This window comes from Flavobacterium sp. CFS9, from assembly GCF_041154745.1.
Classification (GTDB): Bacteria; Bacteroidota; Bacteroidia; order Flavobacteriales; family Flavobacteriaceae; genus Flavobacterium.
Genome location: NZ_AP031573.1, coordinates 466844 through 491664, shown reverse-complemented (window position 1 = coordinate 491664; position 24821 = coordinate 466844). Strand labels below are relative to the sequence as shown.

The window sequence follows — 24821 nt, the reverse complement described above, 5'->3', positions numbered from 1 at the left end:
TTTTATTACTTGTTTTTCTTGATTTATACTAGAGTTTATTTTAATTGAAGAAAATCTATCTATGATCTGTAGTTTTTATTTGACATGAGAGTTTCTCCATTATTGTACCTTAAAGAATAAGATATTCTATTAATCTTTTGTTTTGTATAAAAGTATTTTATTGTTAATATGCCATCATTAAAAGTTATCACTTCTTCAATTAAATATCCATCATCATTTAAGACGTATCTGAAATTATTAATAACAGAATTTTGAGGGATAAATCTTGTTATTGTTGATGGGGCAAATCTTACTTTTAAGTTTACATTTTTTGATTGGAAAATAGTTAGCTTTTCTTTCTTTATTTTTTGAAAACTCTCAATGTTGGCAAGCAAATTTTGGATATCACTTACTTCATTAGAAAGCATTAAAGGATTGTCAATTTTTATATTCTTACTAGTTAAAAAATCATTGTATTCTTCAATATTTGAATAGTAATTGGAAAACCAATCATCTTTAGAATCCTTATCTAATCCAATGGATGCGTAATTAAATTGATTATTCTTATAATTTAAATTAATTGTTTGATCTAATTTTTCATTTCTTAGATACTCTTCAATTTTAACTAGTTTTTTAGAGTCATTAAAATAATAATTACATTTTTTACTATTATCTATAATTAAACTAATTTTAGAATGATTTTCTACTGTAGACTTCTTGTCTAAAGATCTAGATTCATCTTTTTGCTTAGTCTTATTACAGCTTACTATCGTTATTAGTATAATAAGAAATAGATTTTTTTGAACTTTCATAAATTACTTTTTAAAATTGTCTAAGAATCCAGGTTGGACTGGGCGATTTGGAATATTCCACGGATAGGCTTTAATTATGTCTTTACCTTTTAAAGTTTTCCAAAAAATGGTTTTATTATATACGGCAGTAGATTTAAGATTAATTCTGCCTTCTTTGTAATATTTATTAAATTTTTCATCAGAATAAGGTGTAAAACTAATTTGAGGAGCATCAAAATTCTTGCCAACATTTGTTGCCCAAATTTTGTAATGTTCATCTGAAATTGTCCATCCAAGAGTGTTTTTATGTAACTCAAATGTTCCCGTTGAAAAGCGATAATCGCTAGAGTCAAACATTGCTTGTTCTTGGCCATCCCATGCATCAGCACCATAGCTGTAATCAAAACCATTTGTTAATACATTTATTTCTGCGGCTATTGCATATTGCATTTTTGTCCCGTTTCTTTTTTCTTTTGAAGTAGATCTAAAATTTTTAGCTAGCTCACTATTTTCGCCATAAGCAATACTATTTCGCTCAAGAACTGAAGCAATGGCAAACATTTCTTTCCTTAAATCTTCTGTCATGTTTGATTTGTAAGCAGAACTTTCACCATAGACAGTTGATGCTTTTAATATGAATTTGCTATGCTTGCCTTTTAATTGTTGAAGATTTTTAAACCCGCCCTTGCCATCATTCTCACCGATAAAAACTAAATCATTACCTTCAGAAATTCTCGAATTATTTCCTAAGTATTCGCCGTTTAATGAATATATGGGATTGTCTTCTTGTGAGCCTTTAATCCATGCGTTGGATGATTTATAATCATTATTGATAAACGTTTTCATATTGTCAGCATTTTTATCATCTAGAATCTGCTGATGCCAAATGCTAAGCATTATTTGTCTAAAACGTGCCATTTCAGAAACACTGGTGTTTTTTAGTTCTATAGTATGTTTTTTAATGATCATTTTTGATATTTTATGTGATGACAAAAAGGCAGGTGTTATAAAATCTCTACTTTTACAGGTTTCGGCTGGATATGATCTGAAAATGCAGTGGTAATGTTAAGGCGCAAATCGTCTTCTTGTTCGATTTTGCCATCGCCGCCCAAATAACAGTTTTTAAAAAGGACTTCAAGTGCTTTAAATTCATCCATTTTGGATGCTTGTAAAACGGCAGCACGAATACTCATATCGGGTTTTTTGAAATACGCAAACAAAGTGGTTTCATCATCGTCGGCAATGGTGAGTTTAACTACTTTTTTATGCTTGTATTTCCATTGGTTGAGCTGGGCCTGTGTAATATTCCCGTCCAGGACATCGGCAGTTTTGGTGTGGGGTGTTTCCATTTTGAGAGCTTGTTTTGGATTGAAAAAAAGCTGCCTGAGCTGTATTTCAGGATGAAAATGCCGAGGCAGCCTGTGAAGTAGATAATTACCTGCCCGAAAACGGACTCGCTAAGAGCTGTAGAAATAATTTGCGGACAGAAATCATGTTGCTTTTGAACTTCTTTTCTGCATAACGCTGTAAGATTGGGTTTCTCTTTTGAGTCGGTTTTTCAGACAGGAATTATTAAGGTTAAAGAATATTGGTAATGGTTAGTTCCATTCGATATGAGAGCAGATTAAGTCAAAAGAAACCGCAATTTTAGTATCTCCCTGACTAATTCCTCTGCTGTTGGAGTTGAATTCACAGTTTCTTACCGTGTGTGTAATTACTTCGTTGCTGTCATCTAAATAACTTACGATGATGCTAAACGGATTAATATCCTGCAATCTTTGTCCTTTTGGTAAAGCAGCTAAAATAGCTTCAACTTCGTAGTTGTATAAAGTGATAGAGGCCTTTGCTTCGTATTTTCCTCTACCTCTGTGTACCGGCATATCACCGGCTCCGTAGTGGTTTTCTTTTGATACTGAGTCGCTATAGTTGACAGCAGTAATACCGGTAACAATGTTACCTGCAATACTTACTTCAATTGATGACCAGCTGTGTTGTTGTCCGTTAATTAGGGGTAACTTATTCATATGTTTCTTGATTTTTTTTATTTTATAATTCTGATAACGCTTCAAGCCTATCATCGGATTCAATCACTATTTGAGACAATTGAAAGACGACAATATTCTGATGAGATTTTATTGTTTTTGAGAGATAAGAAAAGCTGAGATTATGCTTTGTCGATTCCGAACGGATTTTTGAATCCTAAATCAACTTTGATTTTACGGGCAGTTCCCACCGGAGTAATTTCGGCTTTCACTTTTAATTCTGAAGTCGCTAAAATGTTTTGTTTTGGATCTACGTACACATCAAAAGCAGATACTTCCTGATTGGCTACCATTCCCTCTAAAGCACTTCTGCATAATCCTTCAAAACTTTTAGAAACCGACTGCGGTAATTTACCATCGATATCGACTAAAACCGGAGAAGCTAGTTTTGGTAATAGAGCAGTACGTAACAAACGGGTTGCTTTATTGATCGTACGGTTGTTTTCGATATAAGCGAAGTCAGATGTTCCTGTTGTGCAAGTGTGGCTGTCATTGAAATAAATTCCGGCTAAACCTGTGTGTGTTTGGGTGAAGATGTATCTTTTTTCATTTAAAGTTCTTAAATCTGCAAGTGATTTGATTTCCTGGCCTCCAATGAACCCTGCTTTAGAAAAACCTTCACCGGTAAGATTGAATTTTTCGATCCAGGCGATGTTCTCTGATACTTTGGCTTTCGAAATAGCACCTAATGCTAATCCAACTGCTGCAGTATTCTTGTAAACGTCTTTGAAAGTGAATTGAAGATTCGCTCTATCATTATCGCTGCCATCAGTTTTCTCTACCTTGTAAAGATTAGACGAATTTGCTACGGCTACTAATTTTTCGTTAGGAGCCAAGGTGTAAAGTTTGTCATCTTTTGGGGTATCACCTTTTATAAACAATTTTTGCTCAAAAGCTTTTTCGGGATCCATAGCTACTACTACCGATACATTTTCAGAATTTAACTCCGTCATATTTGTAGCTGTGTCAATTTCAAAGCCTTTTCCTTCCAGAATAATTTCAAAAGGCATAAAGTCTTTATAGCCAAGAACAGTTTGAGTTTTCGCTTTTGTTACTGCAGCTTTTGTTTCCGTAAATGCTGTTTCGCCACTAAAAATTACTGCAAGTTGACGAATATTGCCATTTGCCTGCTCTTGCATATTCATTGCTTTTTCAACGATAGCAGAATATGAAGGAGCTGTGGTGGCCATAATGTATAAATCTCCGGACGGATTCATTCTGAAAAATTGTTGAATTTGGTAGTATGCCGATTGTCCGTTTACATCATAATCGGCTGTAATTCCTAATGCTTCAGCGTCTTCTAAGGAGGCCAAACGTTTTACCTGATCTAATGGTAGTTTTTCAGTAGCGACTCCGTCAAAAAGTAATCCCGAAACCATGTCTTGTTCCGGATTTCTTCTTCCTAATCCGCCTGATAATTTGGTAATCACTACATCGTTTAATGTACTCATAATATAAAATGTTTAAATGTTTAAAATTTGTTTTTTGCTTAAAAAAGGGCAAAAGAGGTATGTGGAAAGTTGTTAAACTTCTCGTTTTTAGTTAATTGTTGTTTTTAAAATGATATTCGTAATCTAAGATCCAAAAAGTAGAAAAGATGCTTTTTGAAGGTCAGTACAAGTAGGTTTGTTGCCTTAGATTAGGAGTGAATTTGTAGTCTGCCGGCGAGTACAAATTTAAGGTTCAAAGTGTGTTTTTCCAATTTTTTGAATGGTCAAAACCAGTAGTTTCAGTCTATTAAGCGCTGGCTTCCAAAGACAGCCCTTCATTGATAATGGTGTAAATAGTTCGTTCTGTAAGGAACAGAGTGTCGGAAAGTTCCGAAACCACAACTTTCATTTGTTTAGCCTGATTTCTATTTAGATAGTTAATAACATATTCTCTTCTTTTGTCTAATAGGGTTCTGCTTCTTTTCATCTGTGGAGTTTTAATGGTAAGGATTAGTTTTGTTTTTGGTAAGATGCTGCTTAATGATTTGATTGGGATTGACTTTCTTAAATATCCGGCTGGATTTTATGGAGTGGTGTCTAAATCGACTTTGCTTTTCACCTGGTTTGGATTTATGGAGATGATGTCAGTGGTTAAATTGTACCCCAAATCTTCCAGAGTTTCGTTACTTAATCCGTTATTGAAAAGGATGTATTTCTTTTTTAAAGTATTTTCGATCAGTGTGGTTTTGTAAGTGATCTCCCAAATGAAATAATCATTTTTATTCCAATAGGTATGTTCGTTTGTACATTGTTTTTCCCTTATTTTAAATGTTGAATTGGTATCAATATGAGCATTACTGTTGTTTTTAGATAATACCGCTTTGTCGATATGCTGTGCAAGATTAAATGCATTTGCATAACTTGTTGATGAAATAGTGTCTACCGGTAATACAATATAAAGGCAAAAAGATACATCGGCTTTATAGTTTTTTTCAGAGGATGTTTCCCAGTTGATGGTGTCGTATTTAAACATTACGATTGGTGTTTCGATAGCTGTTTTAAAAATAGCATCACTATAAAGTTGTACCGTTGGCGCATCAGAAGTAAACTCTGATTGAATTGCGTTTTTTTTCTCGTTATAAAAATCTTTTAAAATCATATGATGGATTATTTTTTGACAAATATACAACATATGTTTTAATAAATACAACATATTACGGTTTAAAATGCAATAGTTTCAGTAATATGATTTGTTTGTTTTCGCTTTATATTCGAGCAATACGATAGGAGACAACTCTCAAATGTCTTCATATTCGGTAGTTATGCAAAAAATAATTTAAAAATCGCGATTATTTGTTTTATATTTTTTAGTTTTGCAACATATAGTGGAATATGTGTTGGTGTTAAAACATATTACATATAATGAATAAATAGAAGTACAACATGGAAATACATGCTAAAATAAAACGTATTATAGACGAATTGAAGTTAAACAATAACTCATTCGCAAAGTTAATAGGAGTAACCAGTACTACAATTGATAGTATCACGATTGGAAGATTGCAATCTGATGGAGAAAGAAAAAGAACAAAACCTGGTTTTGATTTACTCCAAAGTATTATTACCCATTGCAATGTGAATCCGGAGTTTTTTTTTGGAGCAAGCGATGAAATTTTTGTGCAGAAAACCAATGATGCGGTTGGCTTAAATTTGCCGAAAATTATAACGGTAAATGAAGACGGAGAGGAAAATATCAATTTTGTCGGTGTTAAGGCACGTGCGGGTTATCTGGACGGTTATTCGGATCCGGAGTATATGGAAACCCTGCCTTCGTTTAGTATGCCAATGCTCAAAAATGGTACCTACAGATGCTTCGAAATCAAAGGAAATTCCATGTCAACAACCATACACGACGGCGATTATCTTTTTGGAAAATATGTCGATAATTTTGATGACATCTTAGACGGAAGAATTTATGTGATCATCAGTAAGAATGACGGCGTAGTGGTGAAAAGGGTTTTGAACAGAATTAGAGAAAGTGGAAAATTAATCCTGAAATCGGATAACAGAGATGGAAATTACCCAATGTATTCAATTTATGCCGAAGATATACTGGAGGTTTGGTACGCCAGTATGTATGCGTCTAAACAAATGCCGGATCCTGTTAATATCTATGAAAAAATTCATGATCTCGAAAGCAAATTTTATGAAATGGAAGAGACTTTAAGGAAAAAACTGAATTAAGATTTTCTGGAAAGAAATTTTATCTTTTTTACTAAGAATTTTGAAATAGAAAATGCCTCTTACTATAATTTATGGTAAGAGGCATTTTTCTATTGTTTTTAGAACGATTTACATAATATACCCGGTTCCGGTTCCGGTTTGTGCCGCTGCAGAACCAGTTGTAGTTACTGTAGTGGTTACAGTTCCTGATTTTACAAATTCTTCTATAGCGGTGGCTAATTTTTGGGCTGTTTTTTCTCTTTCGTTTTTTGACTGAGTTGCATTGTTTGTATTGCTATCTGTGTTTACTTCTATTTTTGAACTTTCTGTTAAGATTTCTAAGATTTTTTCTTCTAATTGTGATGTTGCTAGTGGCATTTTTTTATTTTTTTAGTAAGGTTTTCAAATTTGATTTGATTTTTAGTAGTTCACCTACGTTAGGTCCAACTCCTTGGATTACAGTAATTTTTGATACTTCTGTTATGAGATTTTCTAATTCGGTAAGCAGGGTTTTGTTACCGGCATTAATTTTAAATTGGCTATCCATTTCAAAAGATAAATCTCCTTTTTTAAATGAAGTTTTGGTATCGGAAATTATAGCTTCAAAACCATCTTTAATGGTTACTGTGATTTCTTTATCTTTTAAATTAAAAAGTGTACTGCCTTCATTAATGCTGACCTTTTGCTCATTTATATTGAAGCTGTTTGTCGAAATTTCTTTGCCTTCCGCATTATAAAAAGAGGTACTGATGTTTGGATTCTGAGTTCCACCAACAAACTCGATTTGGGCTATACTTTTGTATTGAGGTGCGGAAGTTGATGCGGAATCATTTTCTTTTTTTTCTTTGAATAATACTTGAAATTTATTTGCATTACTGTCTATTTCCAGGTATTTATTTTGCTCGTTTTTGAAACGTAAGAAGGTGCGTTCAATTTCAGAATATTGCGAAATAAACGCTCTGGTTTCAACTCCGCCAATGATAGAAGCCAAAACCCAACTGTTTTTTTTGGGAATGGTGATAATTCCCTGTTCCAGATCCTGAATAGAAGCTTTTAGTCTTACATTTTTAAGAATGGCGCCATCAGCACGCATAATGTTTACAGTATAAGCATCTTCAGGATTGTGAGATGATTCTATTTCATTATTTATTTCGATAACTTTTGCGGCAAAAGTTTCAATAATCTGATTTTTATCGGCAACATCTTTTATTAAATCGGTTATATTTCCCATGTTGTATCTTTATTAAATTTCTACTCTTCGACCTATATAAATCCTTTGCCTGTAGCCGTTTTCGCCATAACTTCGCACGACTTTTTCTACCTGAAAGGTTCCGTTTTTTTCTTTGTCTTTAGCATTTTCAAGAATTACTTTATCCGTTGGTCGAACAAACGGTTCTCCAAAAGTGAGAAAAGAACCTTCAAATCCGCTGGGCTTAGTTTCCATTGCCCTTAATGCGGCATATTGATACAGTTCTGAAGTTACTTTTGTCGCTGTATTTTTGAAAGTTGCTGCATCTTTAGGTAAGTCCTCATTATCACTGTGTAATACGTGGGTTTTTACTAATTGCCCGTTCGGATCACCTAATTCTATGTAAATTGGAGTATTTGAATTTTTGAAGTACTTTTCTACTCGTGTACGGGTATTTTTTGTCGATTCATTCACTACAACTAACTTATCTTCAATAATGTTGTAGCGGAATCTGAAACGTGCTTTCCCTAAAAAATTGCCTGAAGCAGCCTGGATCGTTTTGTTGAGTTGCATACTCAAAAGCTGAAGTCCCTGATGGATTAGTTTTTTCACAATTACTCCGGCCAAAGGACTTTGGATAAAATTACGATTGATAAAACTCCCTAATTCTCCAGCTGTATGGTGTTGCGGGTTATTGGTGATTGTAAGTACAGGTTGGGCATTTTCCATTTTAAAATAGGTGTAGATTCCTTTGTTCTTTAGCATTTCGAAAACCTGAGCCAATGTTTGTCCTCTGTTAATCATTAGATTTCCTAAATCTTCGTCAAGAGCATCTATCTTTAATGGAAGATTTAACGGTTTGATTCTTTTTTCAAAAAACGTTTTTGGATTAAAGTTTTCGACATTGGTGGTTGGATTAGTGGCTACAACATTCAAAGAATCATTTTTGTCCTGAGCATCAGTGTTATCTACTGCTTTTATTTTTTTGAAGGCATACATTAAGTCTTCACAGGTTATAGTGGCATTGGTATCGGATTGTACTCCTGTGATATAACCCCTAAAAGCCGGTTTGTAATCTCCGTCGTATCCTAAAAATATTTCTATGAAATTTTCAACTTTAAAAAAATCATGAATTGTTTTTTGTTCACCGCTTGCATTGGCAAATAAGTTCTGATCAAAGCCTTTGGTATCGGTATACACTTTTTGAGGCATAACAATCGTGGCGGTGTCGGTTAACGACTTGTAGGAGCTATTGATTTCTACGTTTTTGACATAGGTAAATTCATAAAATTTCGGACTGGGGATAAGCCTCACCGTTTCATAAACTTTAATTTTAGCATTTAGTTTAAGCATTGTCTCTGATTATTAGTTCTACAGTTTCGTCTGATGTGGCGCTGGCCGTGAATTTTTGAATGTTTTTTGTTCCGGAAATAGAAGGGATAGAGTAGGAGTCTATAACCAGTTCGTAAATACCAAATCGGTTCAGAATAGCGTGAGTTACTCTAAGGGCATAGGGAGCATTTAGATATTGTTTCAACAGAAAGAGTTTTTCTTTCGGGTATTCATCTCCACTTTCGTTGGCAATTAGTCCTTCGATTGAAATACTAAAATCACCATTTGTAATATGTTCTTTAATGGTTGAATCTCGGCCTTCTATTCCTTCTTTTCGAATAACTTTTGAGCGGTTTAAATTGACCGTCACAGCATCTACACGTAAACCAGGCAGATTGAGATCATTTTTTACCAGAGGTTCAAAAATTAGGGGAGCGAAAACTCTCAGGTTAAATTCACCTCCGGTTTTATCAATAATAAAATCTTTCGATTCAGATTCGTTATAGTTGATACCTGTATATTTAGTATCTTTTGAGTCTAAGATTTCGTTTACATTAAAATTGAATTTCATTATTTTTTATTTTTTAGTTGGAGAATGTTTTAGCGAAGGCTGTAATAAAGGTGTTTTCGAGTCTTGTTTCGTTGTGTTTCTGCAGCCAGAGTGCTTCTTCGATTAACTTGTAAAACTCCTCCATAGGTAATTGATAAGGATCTACCTGAAAAGCCTGGCGTATAAGTGCTGCCGATTTCTTGAATTCATCTTTTTGAGGTGTTGCATTGATGGTAAATTCACTTTCTGAGCGAATCATTGAGATGATTGAATTTCCTGCAGAAAGCATGAATTCGTCATCATAATTTTCTTTTTCAAGTACACATTCTTTGAACAGAAACAAAATTGCATCATGTGGATCATCATTGTATTGTTTTTGATAATTTAGAAATGTTGAGAGAGATGGTTTCTTGCAATATGCTGTTATAGATTGATCATCAGAGGTAAGTTTTAATACGTTACCATATTTCTCTTTTAGTTTTTCGATTGCTGTTTCGTCTAGCATTTTTTTGATTTTAAGAATTTTGATGTTTTAAATAGAACTGTCTGTGCTTTCTCTTTTCAGGATTTCGCTAAAACTTTCAGTGGTTTGTGACTGATTTAAAGGAGAAATATTAAAGTTTCCAATAATAATGCTGCCTTCGGACTGTTGTTTCAAAGGATTTTTAAAATTACTCAGATCGGGTGTCATAGGAATTTCTCCTAAATCTCTGGATGTAGAATTCATGATTGATTTGATGTTTAAAGGTTGGTAATACTGTTTAAGATATTCTCAATAGATGAGGTAGTTACTTTCAGGATATTCCCGTAAGCAAGCGGTGTTTTTATATTGATTTTGAGAGTGCTAAACGATTTTATTAGCAGATGTAAAAATAAGGCACTGGGAGCTGGAAAACGAAAAATCTGCTCCTCGTTTTCAGTAGTTTCAGTTGATAGCTGTTTTCTTTAAATGTAGATGTTTAGTAAATTGAGGTAGTTTAAAAAGTAGGGCGGAATGAAAAGAGTTAAGCCTAAAAGAGATTTTTTATTCTTTTAGGCTTAACATTATTATTCAAATGTAATCTGAGGTCAACAGAGATGAATATATTTATGAGTCTTTTTTTCTTCTTCTATAATAGAGGAGCAGCGTAAGTTTTAATGCTTAAAGTGTCTGAGGCATCTCGTTCCTCATAAAATAATTTATGATTAAATTTATTCATCTGGATTTTCATTTCATCTAAATCTATTGAATTGATGTAAACATCTCTTCCGGATGCAGAGGCAGGAATATAATTGACACTGCTTGTGATGCCGTTAAATATAGTATTGCCTAGTTTAGACCTATTGAAAATGGACATTGAAAATATTAAGCAGTTGTTGAATATTAATTTACTATAATTGGTATATATTGTTGAAGCTTCATTACGTAAGTTATTATAGAAATATAAAGTACTGTTTTCAATTATTGAGTTGTTAAAATTATAAGATGGTAATGCCCCACCCAGAAGGACCTTGTTTAAGGACGAACTTTGTATGTTTTCGATTTTGATCCATCTAACAGAAGGTTTGCTCCCACTACTGTAATTGTTAAGATTAACACCGATTACGGAATTGTTGATTTGAGAAAAAGATGATGCATCAATTGATAGTTGAGATAATGATTTCAGGTTATTAATTACAATTTTTGAATTAATATTATAAAGGGTATCTAAAAATAAGCTGTTGGATATCTGGCTAGAATTTCCGGTAATTACTACTGAGCATACAAATGTTGTATTTGATAATGTTTCGGCATCTATATTCGTGTCAAAATTAAGTTCTCCTAAATTATACTGAATTACTGTATTCTCAAATAACCCGGAAACTTTCATCATTTTTACATTAACAGGCTGATGATTCTGATCTAGTTTGAAAATCGTAAAATCTTTAGCGTAAGTGTTTGAGCTAACTTCCATTGTAAAATCAATAATCTTTGTATCGGCATCGATAGTTAAAGATTTATAATCTAAATCGTGGGCGACATAGAATCTTTCCGGTGTTGCAGTAGTTGATTTAGTTGCTGTAAATTGATAAACACCCGCAAATCCTGTTAAGGAAGTTACCGGTTGATCCTGGTTTAGTGTTTTTAAAATAGAATCAGCTGAAATTTTCCATCTGCGATAGCGCTGTACTCTCCAGTCGATTTTTAAATCAATACCAAGGGCTCTGTTGTATCGTCTTAAGATTGTGCCTTTAGTGGCAATACTTCCGGCGACAGGCAATTTATATTCGATAATATCGTCAGGATAGGTTAGTGATTTTCCTTCTAGTTCAAACTCTCTTGTTGATTTTGCTTTTAAAATAATGGATTCTATAGGAACGTTAAGATTCTCTTCTGCCGACATATCCATATAGGCTGTACCATTGTGTACTTCAGTATTTAATACTCCTCCGGGACGTATTACGGGTTTTCCATTCGCATCATTTATCACTAAATTGTCAGTAGTTCCATTGGAATATCTTGGCATTGAATATTCAAATTCTAATCCTATAATGGATTGCATTCCATTGGCAAAACGAAAATAATAGCCTTGAGAGGCAACGATAGCCACGGTTGTTGTTGAACCAACAAGTAATGGTCCTGTGTAGTCATTGGGAAGTTTAGTGATAACAACCGTTTTACCTACAGTTAAATTTAGATCATAACCAACATCGAGAGAAGCATACTTTGCGGGAAAAGAATTTATTCGTCTTTTAAATAGGGTTGGAGCAGAGTTTGATCCATTAATAGTATAAATGGTTTGAAAATCATTAATCAAATAATAATTGCCTGGAACTAATGAATTTGATTTGACTAAGTCGAGTATCTTTTCGGTATTTAAGTTATTTTCACTTTTTATTAAATCATTTACAAAGTTATAGACTGCTTTTGAAGATGGATAATCACTATTTGTTGATAATGATGAAATTGTCTGGCTTTTGTTATTGATGTTTTCTTTTTCCGCAAATAAAATTTCATGAGCTGTTTTATTCGTTTTATGGTCCTCAAATAGATCTTTTTCAACTTTGTCATTTAAAGTTTGTGGAAGATCCTGAATAGAATTTTGCGGAATCTGTTCCTCTTTATGCCAAAAGCTTTGCCAGGAATCCCAAAATTGTTTTTGTGTTGGTTTTTTGCCAGTTTTGAACCAGCTTAGAATGGTATTGATATTTGTTGCCATAGTATTGGAAAATGGTTATGTGATTAAAACATGAATTTGTTAAAGAGTAATATTCATATATTTATATTTTATTTATAGATCATTTATTGAGGATCATAAACAATTGAAGCTGATATTTCTAACCAACCAGTTGACATTTTTTCATAAATTAATGCACCAGTCGAAATGGATGGACAATGAACTCTAAAGCCATTGACAGCGTAGGGATATTTTGAATTTAAAGTGTTTGGAGATAATGATGTAGATGTAGGGTTATCTATGGCAAGATCAGAGGTCATAGCTACTGTGTAACTACCGGCTTCAGCGCGAGAAGGAAAGGTGAAGGTACTATGAGACATAGGTCTTTGAAATTCAATTCTACTCATGAAATTCTCGTGAATTAATTGAATTTCTAATGTACCATAGTTATAATTTAATTGACAAGAATTATTAGTTGCACGTGCTCCAATTGAAAAAGATCCGTTTGACAGGTTTAGTTCGGCAGATTTTAAGTAATCTTCATTGTGCGTAATAAATCCAATACTTTTTTCATACGGAGAAAATCCTGTTAATATCCCTGCATAACCTCCAGCAACAGTTGCAGTAGCCCCGTTTTCAGCCCCATTATTGAGAATGTTTTGGAAATTAATTTCTTCTTTAGGTACAAACTTTACAGTTTTGTCAATTCCTTGGACAAGTATATTGTATGCGGTGTTTTCACTTTTCGATACAGAATTTAACTGTAACGGTTTATTGATACAGTGTTTAGGTTCTTTAGAAAATTTATTATTCATTAGAGTTAGACTTTTATTGTGTTGACTTAGTTTCTTAATGACTCTAAGTTGTTGTTAATCTTTATGATGGAAAGAAACGTAATAGTGTTTAATAGTGTTTTTATTCTCGGTCTTCAAAATATGGGAGTATAAATTCTTCCGAATCTTCCAAATCACCAGTAGTATCTATTAATTTAATGATAGTACCAGAATCAAGTCCAAGCCATGATTTTGGGTATGTGCCATGAAATGTTCCGTCGGAAAATCCGAGTTCTTTTGGTTTTTTATACCTAAGTGTAATTCCGTTATAAACACCATTACTGTGAGATCTTAAGAATACTTCATTATTTAGTTCGTAAAGAAAGTAATGATCGTCAGTATTGTAAGATATAATTCTGCCTACTATATTGTCTGATTTTGTAAAGCTGCTCATCAAGTTTGTATCTCCACCATAGTAGGTAGCTTCGCAAAGGAAATTTCCTTCGCAATATCCTATTACGCTATCACCAATCTCTAGTTCATCAGCTGTATTGGGATTAACCTTAAAGATTATAAACTGTCCGGATGGAACAATTTTATTTCTGGTTAATAATTCACCAATCCCTTCAACATCTTTTACGGGAATTTTATCGTTTTTATGACGAAAAGAATCCCAGGTATCCCAAAATTGCTGTTGTGTTGGTTTAGCGCTGGTTTTAAACCAGTTTTTAATAGTGTTTAATGTTTGTATAGCCATATTTTTCTTTTTTAATGATGTAAGTAAGATTGATTTATCAAGTTTTTCAGGCTTTTCTTATCAGGTATTTTAGGTATTTTTTCCATGTTTTTTAATGATATTTAATAGAGTTGAGTAGTACATTTTAAAGTATTGAATGCTTACAGAAAATAGGATTACTTAATTTTTTTGAGGGTGTAAAAGTAGAACAGAAGAATGCCGAAAAAAGAAAAAATAACCTTTCCTATTCAGTAGTTTCAGGAAGTTCCCATTCTACTGAAACTACTGAATACAAACGCCTTGAAGTTTTAAAATGATAAACTAGGAGATTACTTTTACACTCTGAAAAATAGCTACCAATGAGTAAAAACGTAATTCACAATTTCGATATTTTAATACAAAATAGTGCTGATGTAAAAAGTGCTGAACATTTAACCGATGTCATGATAAAAGAACTGGCAAAAATTTCAAAAGAAATGAGCCAGCAAAAGGATATAGAACAATTATGGAAGGAGCAGAAGAGTCAAATTCCTTCTTTCAACAATTCTAACTTCTCGGCCGAAGGGGGCGTGAACGATACAAGTGCTAATACAGCATTATCGGTAAACAATACTCCTTCGGTTTTCGGAGAAACGGGGCAGACTTTTAATAATGTGTCAACGCTGTCCGGAACTATTCCTTTTGGAACTACAAATTTTAACACTTCAATCGGAGAAGGCGTTGCTGATCCTATCGACAGCACAATGATGAGTGCTGCTCTATTAGCTAACACTACTTCTCCGATATTCGGAGTTGAAGATGATGCTTTAAAGTTAAATAAAGGTTTAACAAGTCAGATTTATTCTGGTGTTGAGGCACTGCAAATGCTGACGATACCAGAAAAACTGCAGCCAAAAGGTGAGCCAACTCTGGAAGCTGTTAATGAAGCAATCAGAAAAAAATTAGAACTGGCCACTACTGCAAATGACACGGCAGCAGTAGAATATTGGACCAGAATTTCTAAGGCTTTTGATGAAGGAGCGTCTGTACAGGATTTTGAAGGTAAACCAAATCATGCATTATTTACAGAAATGTACGCCGCTCTAAAACAACTGAATTCCGTAGCGACAACCCAAAATTTTAATTGGGAAATCGTTCGTGAAAAAATGATTAAAGCAATTGATGCCAATATATTGTTTGGGAAAATTTCTGAAGGAAGTAAAAAACGCTGGAAAATAATCCAACAAGAATTACTGAAAGACAGCACCAATGTGGCTAATCTTTTTGAACAATATAATGAACTGTTTTTATTGCTAGGACAAGTAGAGGGACTGGATGACCTGCCTGGTACAATTACTATAACCACTAAAACCAAAATTTATCCTAATTTAAGCGCAGATAGACTTTATGGCAAGATTGGAAGAGAGGCTGTCTATGTATTCTTAAAAGAAATAAGTTATGAAGATGTTCAGGGAAATGCCGTAAAAAGAGGAGCGGTCAAAATAAAAAATACAGCGGCTTCTTCCTTTATTGTAGGAGAAACTTTGGAGTTTTTCCTTGACGAAACCCTGATCGTTCAAAATGGAAATAAAAACGAAGGTATTAACTGGATTGTTTACAAGGCGAGAAAAGGTAAAAAATACGAAGAAACTATTTTTGAAGATGAAGGGATATCCTTTAGTTATAATTTTGATACAGAAGGTGTTTTTATAATTGAAGCTTATGGGTATGAGCATGGAGCAAACAATAAGAAAAGTAAAAAGTCATTTGCGTTTGTAGAAATAAAAATAGTTACCCAGGAGCTTGTAATTTTGCCCCCTTCTACAGTTAAAGGAAGATTGGTAAGACCTTCTGCAAAAGAGTTTTTATTTAAAACAGCTTTAAAGCAGCCTAAGATTAAAACATTAAATCCGTTAAAATTCTATTACCAAATAGAGACTAAAATTAATAATAAAGGAACCTCAATTTCCGAGGAAAAAGAACTGGACTCAACAGGTAACATTAAGTTGATGATGCCAGATTTAGGAACTTATAAGATTAAAGTAATCAGTAAGGATCAGTATGCATTGACGCAGGAGTTTGAAGTTTCAGCAATTAAAAATGAAGTGACCAGCATTGGTCTTGCTCAGGGAGAATCCGATAAAAATGTCTTTTTATTGGGTGGCTCAAATAAGACTTTTAGGTTGGAAGCAAAAACTTTTAAAATACCTCCTACAGATGAAGAAAAAGAGGATGTAAAATGGATCGTTTATGATTCTAGTAATAAACCATACTTGCCATCAGGAGAGGTCTGGTTTACCGAAAAAGGTATTCCAAAAAGAAAGTATTTTCAGAAATGGGAGTCTTTTATTATGGCTATCCCCAATAAAGAAGGGCACTACACAGTAGAAGCTTTTAGCGACATAGCAAAAGGTGTCGATGCTAAAGCTACTTTCAAAATGGAAGTACAGCGTCCGCAGGTCACTGAGGCGTATTGGGCCTATAGTAATGGAGACAAGAAAGAAACTTCCGGTTTTTCAGGAGAAGTAAATCATGTAAAAGCAAAGATTCCGGGATATGACAATCAGAAAGTGAGAATTAGTTTTTACCTAAACGGCAGTAAAGAGCCTTCTTATTATAACGATACTACAACAGATGGAAGTGGGGAAATAAACAAGGTTATAACTTTTGATAATACTTTTCAGAGACGTTTTGGGATTCAGGAAGGAAAAACGGCGAAAATTAGTTTCAAGTTGATGGGGATACAAAATAATAGACTGTATGCATTTAAGAAAAATGCAAGTGTAAATACGGCAGTTTTAAATGTTGCAACGGATGCAAACATTACAGATGCCTATTTTCAGTACGACAGAAAAAGAGTTACAGCACAGGATGAAATTCCTCTTAGTTATAGCGGTGAATATGTAACCATTGTCGCCAAAACGCAAAACATGATCGGTAAAGAAATTGTACTAACATACCATAAAGCAAGTAAAGAACCAAATTTTAGAAGTAAAGTAAAAATAGATTCAGAAGGTACTGCTTCCGTAACTTTTAAAATAACACGTCGTAAAGGTGCAAAAATTGGCGAAAAAATGAGTTACTATGTGGGTATCGAAGGACATTCTACGATACATTTGGGTTATAAAGGATTGAATATGGTTGTGAGTGATAGTATTAAAAAGAAAGAAATTATTTTTCCATTAGTAGAAAAGCCTATAAATGATACTGGTTCAAAGTGGGGTAAAAATTATAATTGGACAGCTGCCGATGGACATAACCAAGCAACATTTGACTCTTACAGAGATAATAGAAAAAGAAAACACGCTGGAAGAGATTTATATACAGAACCTAAAGCCATAGTTGTTGCTATTGCGGATGGAGAAGTATTAGAAGCTAGATATTTTTATGCTGGAACAAATCAAGTAACGGTTCTACACAAGTTGAAAGATGGAAGGAAATTTATAGCTAGATATGGTGAATTAGACCCGAATAGTATTGAAGTTAAAAAAGGAGATAAAATCAAACAAAAGCAAATACTTGGTAAAACTGGTAATTTACTAGGAAAAAGTGTAATCAGTGGTGAAAAAATATATATGCTCCACTTTGAAATATTTTCTGCTGAAGAAGAAAATATAAATCATCCGTTAACAGATAAGTTAAATGGCTCTCCTTTTCAGCGTAGAAAAGATTTATTAGATTCAATCGATATCTTATTAGAAGGATATAAAAATACGTTTGAAAAAAATAAAGGAAACAGAATCGATATTAAGTCTTTAAAAATAAGTGAAAAAGGTAAGCAGTTTATAAAAGATTGGGAATTGTTTAAAATGAAAATGTATGACAATGATGGAGATGATGATAGTAAAGGAAATTGTACTATCGGATACGGGCATTTGATTCATACCGGTCAATGCGATGGTAGTTTTTCTGAAAAGAAATTTAAAAATGGTATTTCGGAGAAGGAGGCTAGTAAATTATTTGAGAATGATATTTTAATTTTTGAAAAAGCTGTAAGACGAAAAATAAAAACACCACTTTTTCAATATGAATTTGATGCTTTGGTAAGTTATGTTTATAATATTGGACAAGGATTTGAAGCTCCTAACTTAATAGAATATCTAAATTCTAAAAATTATTCGTTGGCTGTTAATGAAATAGAAACAGGTTCTCAAAATAAAAAAAGAAGAAAACAAGAAAGAGATATGTTTTTAAAAGGGATTTACGATTCAACACATTAATATTTTAAAAAAAAATGTATTTTCGTTTAAAATAAAAAAAAATGATTAAAGAGCTAAAAGTTTTATTAATAGTTATATTAGGTTTACTAATAAGTTGTAAACAACAAAAAGAGGAGAAGCAAAATGCAGATCTAAAACAAGTTAAAACTGATGACTCAAAATATCTTCTAAAAAAAGAAAATAACGTCGGCGTGTTTGCTTTATCGGATATTCAGGGAAAATGGGAATTGAAAAAAGCATCAAATCCAAATTCTGATAATCTTGATACTAGTAATTTTGAATTATTAGAGCGTGAATTTATTTTAGGAGATGAAAATTGTGATGCTTCCTTTGAAATCGACTCGATACATAATCTGGAATATCATATCGAAGGACATTTTTATAATCATTCGTTAGAAGAGGAGATGAAAAGCTTAGATAAAAAGATCTATGATCTCTTCAAAATTAAGTTGAATACATTTAAAGGAGTTATTATCACCAAGTGTTCGCCTCCATTTCATAAAATTTATAGGTTTGGGGATGATTTGCTTGTTTGGTATTCTGGCGATTACATGCAGTTTGTTAAAAGTAAGAATACGAAAGTACTACTTTTTAAGTGTAAAGAAAATGACAATGGGATTTCCAGATATGACGATCCTTTAAATAAAACTTGTGTTTGCAATGAAAGCACATTTAGTAAGGCTTATGAAATATTTTATAATGAGTCACCTAATTATCTAAAAAAGGATTTGCTAAAAAAATTACCACAAAGTAATTTTAAAACACGCTCTGAAGATGCTGAGGTTGAATATAAGTGGATTTTACAAGATACCTTAAAAATTGAGATGAGTTTTCAGGGAGGTGAAAATCGTTATATTTTCTATAAAAAGGATAATAATAAAATTGAATATAAAGAATATTTGTCCTTACCTTAATTTTTTTTCTTTAAAGAGTACTTCGAATTAATCTAAAATAGAGAAATAGTATTTAAAAGCTGCATTCAAAATAATTGAATGCAGCTTTTTTTAAATTTTATAATAAAGATGAAACTCTTTTAAATCCCCTATTTAAGTGAAGTCAGATAAAACTCCGGGAATGTTTTCACGGGAGTGTTGGTGGCGATGTCAAATGCAATGTGGGTGCACATTCCCGCTACCAGCCATGATGCAATTGGAAGTTGAGGAGGAGAGAGGTTTTTGTTTTCCTTTTTGTATTGGTCCAGAATTTCTTCCAGCCATTTTTGCGGGTTTTCCCAGTAGCGCATATATTCTAAAACATAGTCAACGACATTCACTTCGCTAAATTTTTCGTTTGGTTTTTTTAGAACTTCCAGGCCTTCATCGTTTGAAATGACTAAGACCAAAGCGCCCCATCCCAGATTGTAAGGATGTAAAACCGGAATGTTTTTTTTCTGGCAAATCGAATCAAATATAAGAGGAACATCAGAAGTAAAATCCAGAGCGTTGATGGCAATTTTATGATCTGTGATGTAATCACCAACATTTTCAGGTGTTAAAAAGCAGTTATGTATCGTGATTTTTGCCTGACTGTTTATCGATAATAATCGTTCTTTAAGCGCCTCTACTTTGGGTTGTGCGATATTGTTTTCGGTATAATTTTGTCGGTTTAAATTCGATAATTCGACAACATCACCGTCGATGATGGTCATGGTTTCAAAACCTAATCGCAATAAACATTCAGCAATAGCGCTTCCGATACCTGCTCCGCCTAATAATATCGGAGTGTTTTTGATTAATTCCTGCTCTTCAGGGCTAATGTAAAGCCTATTTCTGATGTGCCTTTCTTCCATATTTACTTTTTACAATCGTTAAAAATTTATCCTTTTGATAAAGAAAAATGAGCCAACAGGAATCCTGTGATTTCTCAGAACTGCTCGTTTTTTAATCTGTATCAGAGCTAAAGTATCGAAAATAATATTAATACCGAAATACCAAATCACTAAAAGTCATTACTTTAAAATGTGTTCGTGCACCACTCATTCTTTGTCCTAGGACAGAATAAAAAAAAGGAGATACCTAAATATCTCCCTCTTTTATGGACTTCAACAGTCCACGATTGTGCACAACGTTTAAAAAATGCACAGATGTAAAAAAAATGGTACTATTATTTCTGAAACTTAACAATACCGGATTTCAGCCATTGCTCGTATTCAGTGATATCAGGAGTGTATCCTGTAGGTTGGCTCAGCTTTTGCTCATTCGTATCCAATAAAATATAGTACGGCTGTGCATTTGCTTTATAACGGGTAATTTGAAAATCACTCCATTTATTTCCGATGGTTGTAATCTTTTTGCCGGTTTCTTTAGAGACATATTGTTCTTCAAGAGACAATTCTCTTTTGTCATCAACATACAAAGAAATCAAAACGACCTCATTATTTAAGATGGACAAAATACGAGGATCAGACCATACATAATCTTCCATTTTTCGGCAATTCACACAGGCAAATCCGGTAAAATCTAGAAGGATCGGTTTGTTTACACTTTTGGCGTAGGCCAGTCCTTTTTCATAATCGGTGAAAGCCATAATGTCGTGTGGACCTTTGTGTGCCCCATCTGGCAAAGCTTTTTCAGCTGATGAGGTATTTTTACCGGCTCCACCCACGCCATACGGAGATTCGCTGTAAGTCATCGGGGGAGGGAATCCACTAATTAGTTTCAAAGGAGCGCCCCATAATCCGGGAATCAGGTAAATGGTAAAGGTCAATAGGATTAATCCAACTCCTAAACGTCCTACTGAAATGGATGAGGTTGGAGAGTCATGCGGCAAGGTTATTTTTCCAAATAAATAGAAAGCCAGCGTACCAAATATAGCGATCCAAATGGCCAGGAAGATTTCTCTTTCAAACCAGTGCAGCTGTAACACTAAATCGGCATTGGATAAAAATTTAAATGCCAGAGCCAATTCCAGAAAGCCCAGAAAAACTTTTACGGTATTGAGCCAGCCGCCGGATTTTGGCAATGTATTCAACCAGCCCGGAAACATGGCAAAAAGCATAAAAGGCAATGCCAAAGCCGATGAGAAACCTAACATTCCCACAATAGGTGCGATTCCGCCTTTAGAAGCTGCTTCAACCAGTAGAGTTCCTATAATGGGTCCCGTGCAGGAAAAAGAAACAATTGCCAGAGCCAATGCCATAAACACGATTCCGATAATACCTCCTTTATCGGCCTGCTGATCGACTTTATTGGCCCATGAATTGGGTAACATGATTTCGAAGGCACCCAGAAACGATGCAGCGAACACAATCAGTAAGATAAAAAAGATGATATTAAACCAGACGTTGGTAGACAAGGCGTTCAACGCATCTGCACCAAAAATTAGCGTAATTACCGAGCCCAGAAATACATAAATCAGGATGATTGAAATACCGTAAATAATGGCGTTTTTAATTCCCTTAGCTTTGGTTTTGCTTTGTTTGGTAAAGAAACTTACCGTCATAGGAATCATCGGAAACACACAAGGAGTCAGCAATGCGGCAAAACCGGATAAGAACGCAATAATGAAAATCATGTACAAACTGGAATCTGATTTTTCAGCTTCCGGCTGTTTTTCTATGGCAGGATTCACTGTTGTTTTCCCGGTTTTTTCGTTTGAAATGTCAGCGGCCTGAATTTCTTTCGCTTCAAGCGTTTTAAGATTGAATTCAAAATACTTGGTTTCACTAATACAATTTTCTTTGCAAACCTGATAAGAAAGCTCTACCTGTATGACTTCTTTTTCCGGATTGGTTGGTTTGATTAATTGGGTAAAAACAGCTTTGTCTGAAAAGAAAATTTCGTCTACCCCGAAGATTTCATTAAATTTTCGGTGGGTTTCGCTTTCCGTTGTTTTTCCAATAAGTTCATAATTGTTTTTGGAATCATGAAAAAGAAATTCAGCCGGAAGCGGACCGTCTTCGGGAGTGAATTGCGAATAGACATGCCAGTCTTTTTCAATAGCTCCTTTAAAAGAAAGCTGATATTCCGATTCGGATTTTTTCTCGATCGAAGCTTCCCATTTCACAGGATTTATAATCTGTGCCTGAACTTTTACAAAAGCAAAGAACAGGAATAATAAATAAATTATTTTCTTCATTTTATAGGTTTAATCAGAACGATTTGTTCCGGTGATAATAGGATTTATTTACTTCGTTACATTGAAAAAAGTATATTCCAGTTTCAGAAAAACACCATCGGTTGCCATACGCTGCATAGAGCTGTACAATTCTTTTTTGTATGCCAAATCAATTCTCGCCTGACTGTTGATGATAAACTGAATTGAAGGAACTACATCCAGGTATGATCTGCCATTTTCAGTAATAGTTTGTCCGGTAAACTCCAGCATTGCATTAATGTTCGTTTGTTTGTAACTGGTGTATTTTTTAGGATGCATTAATCTGCCCACAGAAAAGGTATAATTAATGGCATTTTTACCCAGCATATCCGGAAAACTGTAATCGGCATTGTTAAGAGCGCGCACATAACTTACGGAAGAACTTATCGCTACTTTATGAAGTAACTGTGTGGCAACCAAACCGGCTTCGTAACCTGAATTTCCATTGGCTAAATCTATCGCTTCCTGATTGAAGTAAGAGTTATTGTAACTGTATCGTCCAAAGGCAGCCATCCTGAAATGACTTTGTAAATCGTCTGCCGAAAAGAATCGGTATTTGGCATAAAAACCACCACCTTTAAGACCTAGTCCATTGTCCTGGTTGCTTAAAAAAGCTGAGGTTCGAACCATCAGGTTTTTATTGATCCCCCAGGTCACTTCGGGAGTTAAATTGTACATGGATCCGCTTTCGAGTTTCTTTTCCATTAAGGATTGTCCAACACGAACTCCGATTGAACCCGCCGGAGCATTACTGGCAGGTTCAGTTACTACAAATAATTCTTGTGCTTCAATTTGATAAGAAACCAGAAATAAGAAGATTATGGATAAATATCTCATTTTTAAAGGGCTTTTAAATAATAATCATTCTCATTTTCTGTAGCGTAATCAGGATATTTTGAATACGATTTAAGGAGTTTTTTATACTCTTTCTGCGTTACAAAACCTTTATCCATAACTCTGTATTTCCCTTCGGCATGTGCTACAGGTTTCTTAATATCGATAAAAGTATAGGTAGCATCATCGACTTTCAGAGTGGTATTGTCCTCAATTTTGTCTACATGAAACTTCGCTGTTAAAACCAGCGACCCAACAAAAAAACCGGCTTTTTCCACTGCCTTTTTCAGGACTTTAGGCTCCAGAGAATTGTCTTTTTTAAAATAAACGGTAAACGTATTGGTATTTAAATCGGTACTGATACTGTCTACTTCTGTAAAAGCTTTTAATTGTTTGTTTATAGCATTCGAACACATCGAACAGGTTAGTCCTGTTGCAATTATTTCGGCTTTAGTAATTTGAGAGTAAGAGTTTGCACCTGTTAGTAATAGGATAAGTGTAAGGGCTATGAATTTTATATTTAGGGTTTTCATCTTATTTTTTGTTTTTTTTGATTTGAGCAATTATTTGAGCTTCTGTTGGATTGATAGCAACTAGTTTTCCTGATGCATCAAAAAGAAAAGCAGAAGGCAGTGCCTCAACTCCGAAAGTCAGAGCTGTTTTGGCTTCAAAACCTTTTGGATCTATTAATTGCTGATGTTTCATCTTATCTTTTTCAATGGCTTTTAACCATTTTGTTTTGTCGTTATCGATTGATATTCCAACGATTTCAAAATTCTGATCTTTATACTGTTCGTACATTTTAACGAGTTTTTTGTTGGCCAGTCGGCAAGGAGCACACCAGGATGCCCAGAAGTCTACTAAAACCGTTTTTCCTTTAAAAGAATTTAATTTGGTTGTAATATTCTTATTGTTTTGAAGCTGGACATCCGGAAAAGTATCTCCCACTTTTATTTGTGCAGTTGTCATAGAAACGGCTGCTACAAGAGTGAATAGCGTGATTATATTTTTTATTTTGAACATGATTTCTTTTTTAGGTTTACCAGTAATTGGTTTTAAATAAAAGTATTACGAGTAAATTGGTTTTTAATGATGTGACGACGAACTAGTTGGTTTTTTATCGCTTGGTTCTCTGTCGTATTGACAACATCCGTGCAGTTCGTCGTAAACGGCATTTGGAGCTTTAAATTTTTCGTTGTCGTATCCTGCATCTGCGATGCGTTTTAGAATGGTGTCAAGATTTGTCTTTTGAGCATCGTAAGTAATAGTAGCCATTTTAGTGTCTTCGTTCCAGATTACTTTGGCTTCTTTATTAACGTTTGCGGCAGTTTCGATCACTTTTTTGCACATGCTGCAGTTACCGTTGACTTTTACTTTTTCAGTTGTTTTATTTTTGATTTGAGCGCTGGCGAAAGTAACGGATAGCAAGAGAGACATTGCCATCAATAATTTTGTTATTGAGTTCATTGAATGTGTTTTTTTGGATGAATTAATCCTAAAGCACAGCAGAA

At 34.0% G+C, this 24821-nt stretch carries 25 protein-coding genes; 3 read left to right on the top strand and 22 right to left on the bottom strand.

Translation table 11 applies throughout. The features are described from left to right. Nucleotides 1-59 precede the first annotated feature (59 nt). From ACAM30_RS01960 to ACAM30_RS01930, 7 genes are all read right to left on the bottom strand, one after another. Entirely contained in the window at nt 60-791 is a 732-nt protein-coding gene (locus ACAM30_RS01960; protein WP_369616986.1) for a hypothetical protein, read from the bottom strand. Between the two features lie 3 nt (nt 792-794). Then, on the bottom strand, nt 795-1739 hold the full coding sequence (locus ACAM30_RS01955; protein WP_369616985.1) for a hypothetical protein: 945 nt from the start codon (nt 1737-1739) through the stop codon (nt 795-797). A gap of 35 nt (nt 1740-1774) precedes the next feature. Further along, complete coding sequence (locus ACAM30_RS01950) at nt 1775-2119, bottom strand: hypothetical protein (RefSeq protein ID WP_369616984.1); 345 nt, start codon at nt 2117-2119, stop codon at nt 1775-1777. Nucleotides 2120-2368: 249 nt separating this feature from the next. Further along, on the bottom strand, nt 2369-2794 hold the full coding sequence (locus ACAM30_RS01945; RefSeq protein ID WP_008461938.1) for a hypothetical protein: 426 nt from the start codon (nt 2792-2794) through the stop codon (nt 2369-2371). A 140-nt stretch (nt 2795-2934) separates the two neighbouring features. Then, nucleotides 2935-4263: a DUF2586 domain-containing protein gene (locus tag ACAM30_RS01940; RefSeq protein WP_369616983.1), complete on the bottom strand. Its 1329-nt coding sequence runs from the start codon at nt 4261-4263 to the stop codon at nt 2935-2937. 286 nt (nt 4264-4549) lie between these two features. Continuing rightward, entirely contained in the window at nt 4550-4729 is a 180-nt protein-coding gene (locus ACAM30_RS01935; RefSeq protein ID WP_017498028.1) for a hypothetical protein, read from the bottom strand. A gap of 96 nt (nt 4730-4825) precedes the next feature. Further along, nucleotides 4826-5401, bottom strand: coding sequence for a hypothetical protein (locus tag ACAM30_RS01930; protein ID WP_369616982.1), 576 nt, complete (start codon nt 5399-5401; stop codon nt 4826-4828). Between the two features lie 284 nt (nt 5402-5685). On the opposite strand from ACAM30_RS01930, the gene ACAM30_RS01925 reads away from it, so the two are divergent. Then, entirely contained in the window at nt 5686-6486 is an 801-nt protein-coding gene (locus ACAM30_RS01925) for an XRE family transcriptional regulator (RefSeq protein ID WP_369616981.1), read from the top strand. Between the two features lie 108 nt (nt 6487-6594). Here ACAM30_RS01925 and ACAM30_RS01920 read toward each other — a convergent pair whose 3' ends face one another. The 9 genes from ACAM30_RS01920 to ACAM30_RS01880 form a co-directional block, all read right to left on the bottom strand. After that, a complete protein-coding gene (locus ACAM30_RS01920; RefSeq protein ID WP_369616980.1) occupies nt 6595-6843 on the bottom strand; it encodes a hypothetical protein in 249 nt (82 codons plus the stop codon). Between the two features lie 4 nt (nt 6844-6847). Next, the gene (locus tag ACAM30_RS01915; protein ID WP_369616979.1) at nt 6848-7696 is read right to left on the bottom strand and encodes a hypothetical protein; all 849 of its coding nucleotides are present in this window, start codon (nt 7694-7696) and stop codon (nt 6848-6850) included. A gap of 12 nt (nt 7697-7708) precedes the next feature. Further along, nucleotides 7709-9007: a hypothetical protein gene (locus tag ACAM30_RS01910; protein ID WP_369616978.1), complete on the bottom strand. Its 1299-nt coding sequence runs from the start codon at nt 9005-9007 to the stop codon at nt 7709-7711. Then, entirely contained in the window at nt 9000-9557 is a 558-nt protein-coding gene (locus tag ACAM30_RS01905; RefSeq protein WP_369616977.1) for a DUF6046 domain-containing protein, read from the bottom strand. Before ACAM30_RS01905 ends, ACAM30_RS01910 begins: the two co-directional genes overlap by 8 nt. A gap of 13 nt (nt 9558-9570) precedes the next feature. After that, nucleotides 9571-10041 (bottom strand): hypothetical protein, encoded by a 471-nt coding sequence (locus ACAM30_RS01900; protein ID WP_369616976.1) that lies wholly within the window; start codon nt 10039-10041, stop codon nt 9571-9573. A 27-nt stretch (nt 10042-10068) separates the two neighbouring features. Next, complete coding sequence (locus ACAM30_RS01895) at nt 10069-10263, bottom strand: hypothetical protein (protein ID WP_369616975.1); 195 nt, start codon at nt 10261-10263, stop codon at nt 10069-10071. 382 nt (nt 10264-10645) lie between these two features. Continuing rightward, complete coding sequence (locus ACAM30_RS01890; RefSeq protein WP_369616974.1) at nt 10646-12715, bottom strand: hypothetical protein; 2070 nt, start codon at nt 12713-12715, stop codon at nt 10646-10648. Between the two features lie 83 nt (nt 12716-12798). Continuing rightward, nucleotides 12799-13488, bottom strand: a complete 690-nt coding sequence (locus ACAM30_RS01885) for a hypothetical protein (protein WP_369616973.1) — start codon at nt 13486-13488, stop codon at nt 12799-12801. 100 nt (nt 13489-13588) lie between these two features. Then, nucleotides 13589-14203, bottom strand: coding sequence for a hypothetical protein (locus ACAM30_RS01880; protein WP_369616972.1), 615 nt, complete (start codon nt 14201-14203; stop codon nt 13589-13591). Between the two features lie 338 nt (nt 14204-14541). On the opposite strand from ACAM30_RS01880, the gene ACAM30_RS01875 reads away from it, so the two are divergent. Together ACAM30_RS01875 and ACAM30_RS01870 are read left to right on the top strand one after the other, a co-directional pair. Then, nucleotides 14542-18381, top strand: coding sequence for a peptidoglycan DD-metalloendopeptidase family protein (locus ACAM30_RS01875; RefSeq protein ID WP_369616971.1), 3840 nt, complete (start codon nt 14542-14544; stop codon nt 18379-18381). 41 nt (nt 18382-18422) lie between these two features. Continuing rightward, nucleotides 18423-19295, top strand: coding sequence for a hypothetical protein (locus ACAM30_RS01870; RefSeq protein ID WP_369616970.1), 873 nt, complete (start codon nt 18423-18425; stop codon nt 19293-19295). Between the two features lie 128 nt (nt 19296-19423). Here ACAM30_RS01870 and ACAM30_RS01865 read toward each other — a convergent pair whose 3' ends face one another. The 6 genes from ACAM30_RS01865 to ACAM30_RS01840 all read right to left on the bottom strand — a co-directional run bounded on the left by ACAM30_RS01865 (nt 19424) and on the right by ACAM30_RS01840 (nt 24777). Beyond that, nucleotides 19424-20170 (bottom strand): ThiF family adenylyltransferase, encoded by a 747-nt coding sequence (locus tag ACAM30_RS01865; RefSeq protein WP_369616969.1) that lies wholly within the window; start codon nt 20168-20170, stop codon nt 19424-19426. Nucleotides 20171-20484: 314 nt separating this feature from the next. Continuing rightward, entirely contained in the window at nt 20485-22458 is a 1974-nt protein-coding gene (locus ACAM30_RS01860) for a cytochrome c biogenesis protein CcdA (RefSeq protein WP_369616968.1), read from the bottom strand. A gap of 48 nt (nt 22459-22506) precedes the next feature. Further along, nucleotides 22507-23313 carry a hypothetical protein gene (locus ACAM30_RS01855; protein WP_369616967.1) on the bottom strand — a complete coding sequence of 269 codons (807 nt, stop codon included), beginning with the start codon at nt 23311-23313 and terminating at the stop codon, nt 22507-22509. A gap of 2 nt (nt 23314-23315) precedes the next feature. Then, the gene (locus tag ACAM30_RS01850; RefSeq protein WP_369616966.1) at nt 23316-23843 is read right to left on the bottom strand and encodes a heavy-metal-associated domain-containing protein; all 528 of its coding nucleotides are present in this window, start codon (nt 23841-23843) and stop codon (nt 23316-23318) included. 1 nt (nt 23844) lies between these two features. Further along, nucleotides 23845-24333 carry a TlpA family protein disulfide reductase gene (locus tag ACAM30_RS01845; protein WP_369616965.1) on the bottom strand — a complete coding sequence of 163 codons (489 nt, stop codon included), beginning with the start codon at nt 24331-24333 and terminating at the stop codon, nt 23845-23847. 63 nt (nt 24334-24396) lie between these two features. Continuing rightward, complete coding sequence (locus tag ACAM30_RS01840) at nt 24397-24777, bottom strand: heavy-metal-associated domain-containing protein (RefSeq protein ID WP_369616964.1); 381 nt, start codon at nt 24775-24777, stop codon at nt 24397-24399. Nucleotides 24778-24821 lie beyond the last annotated feature (44 nt).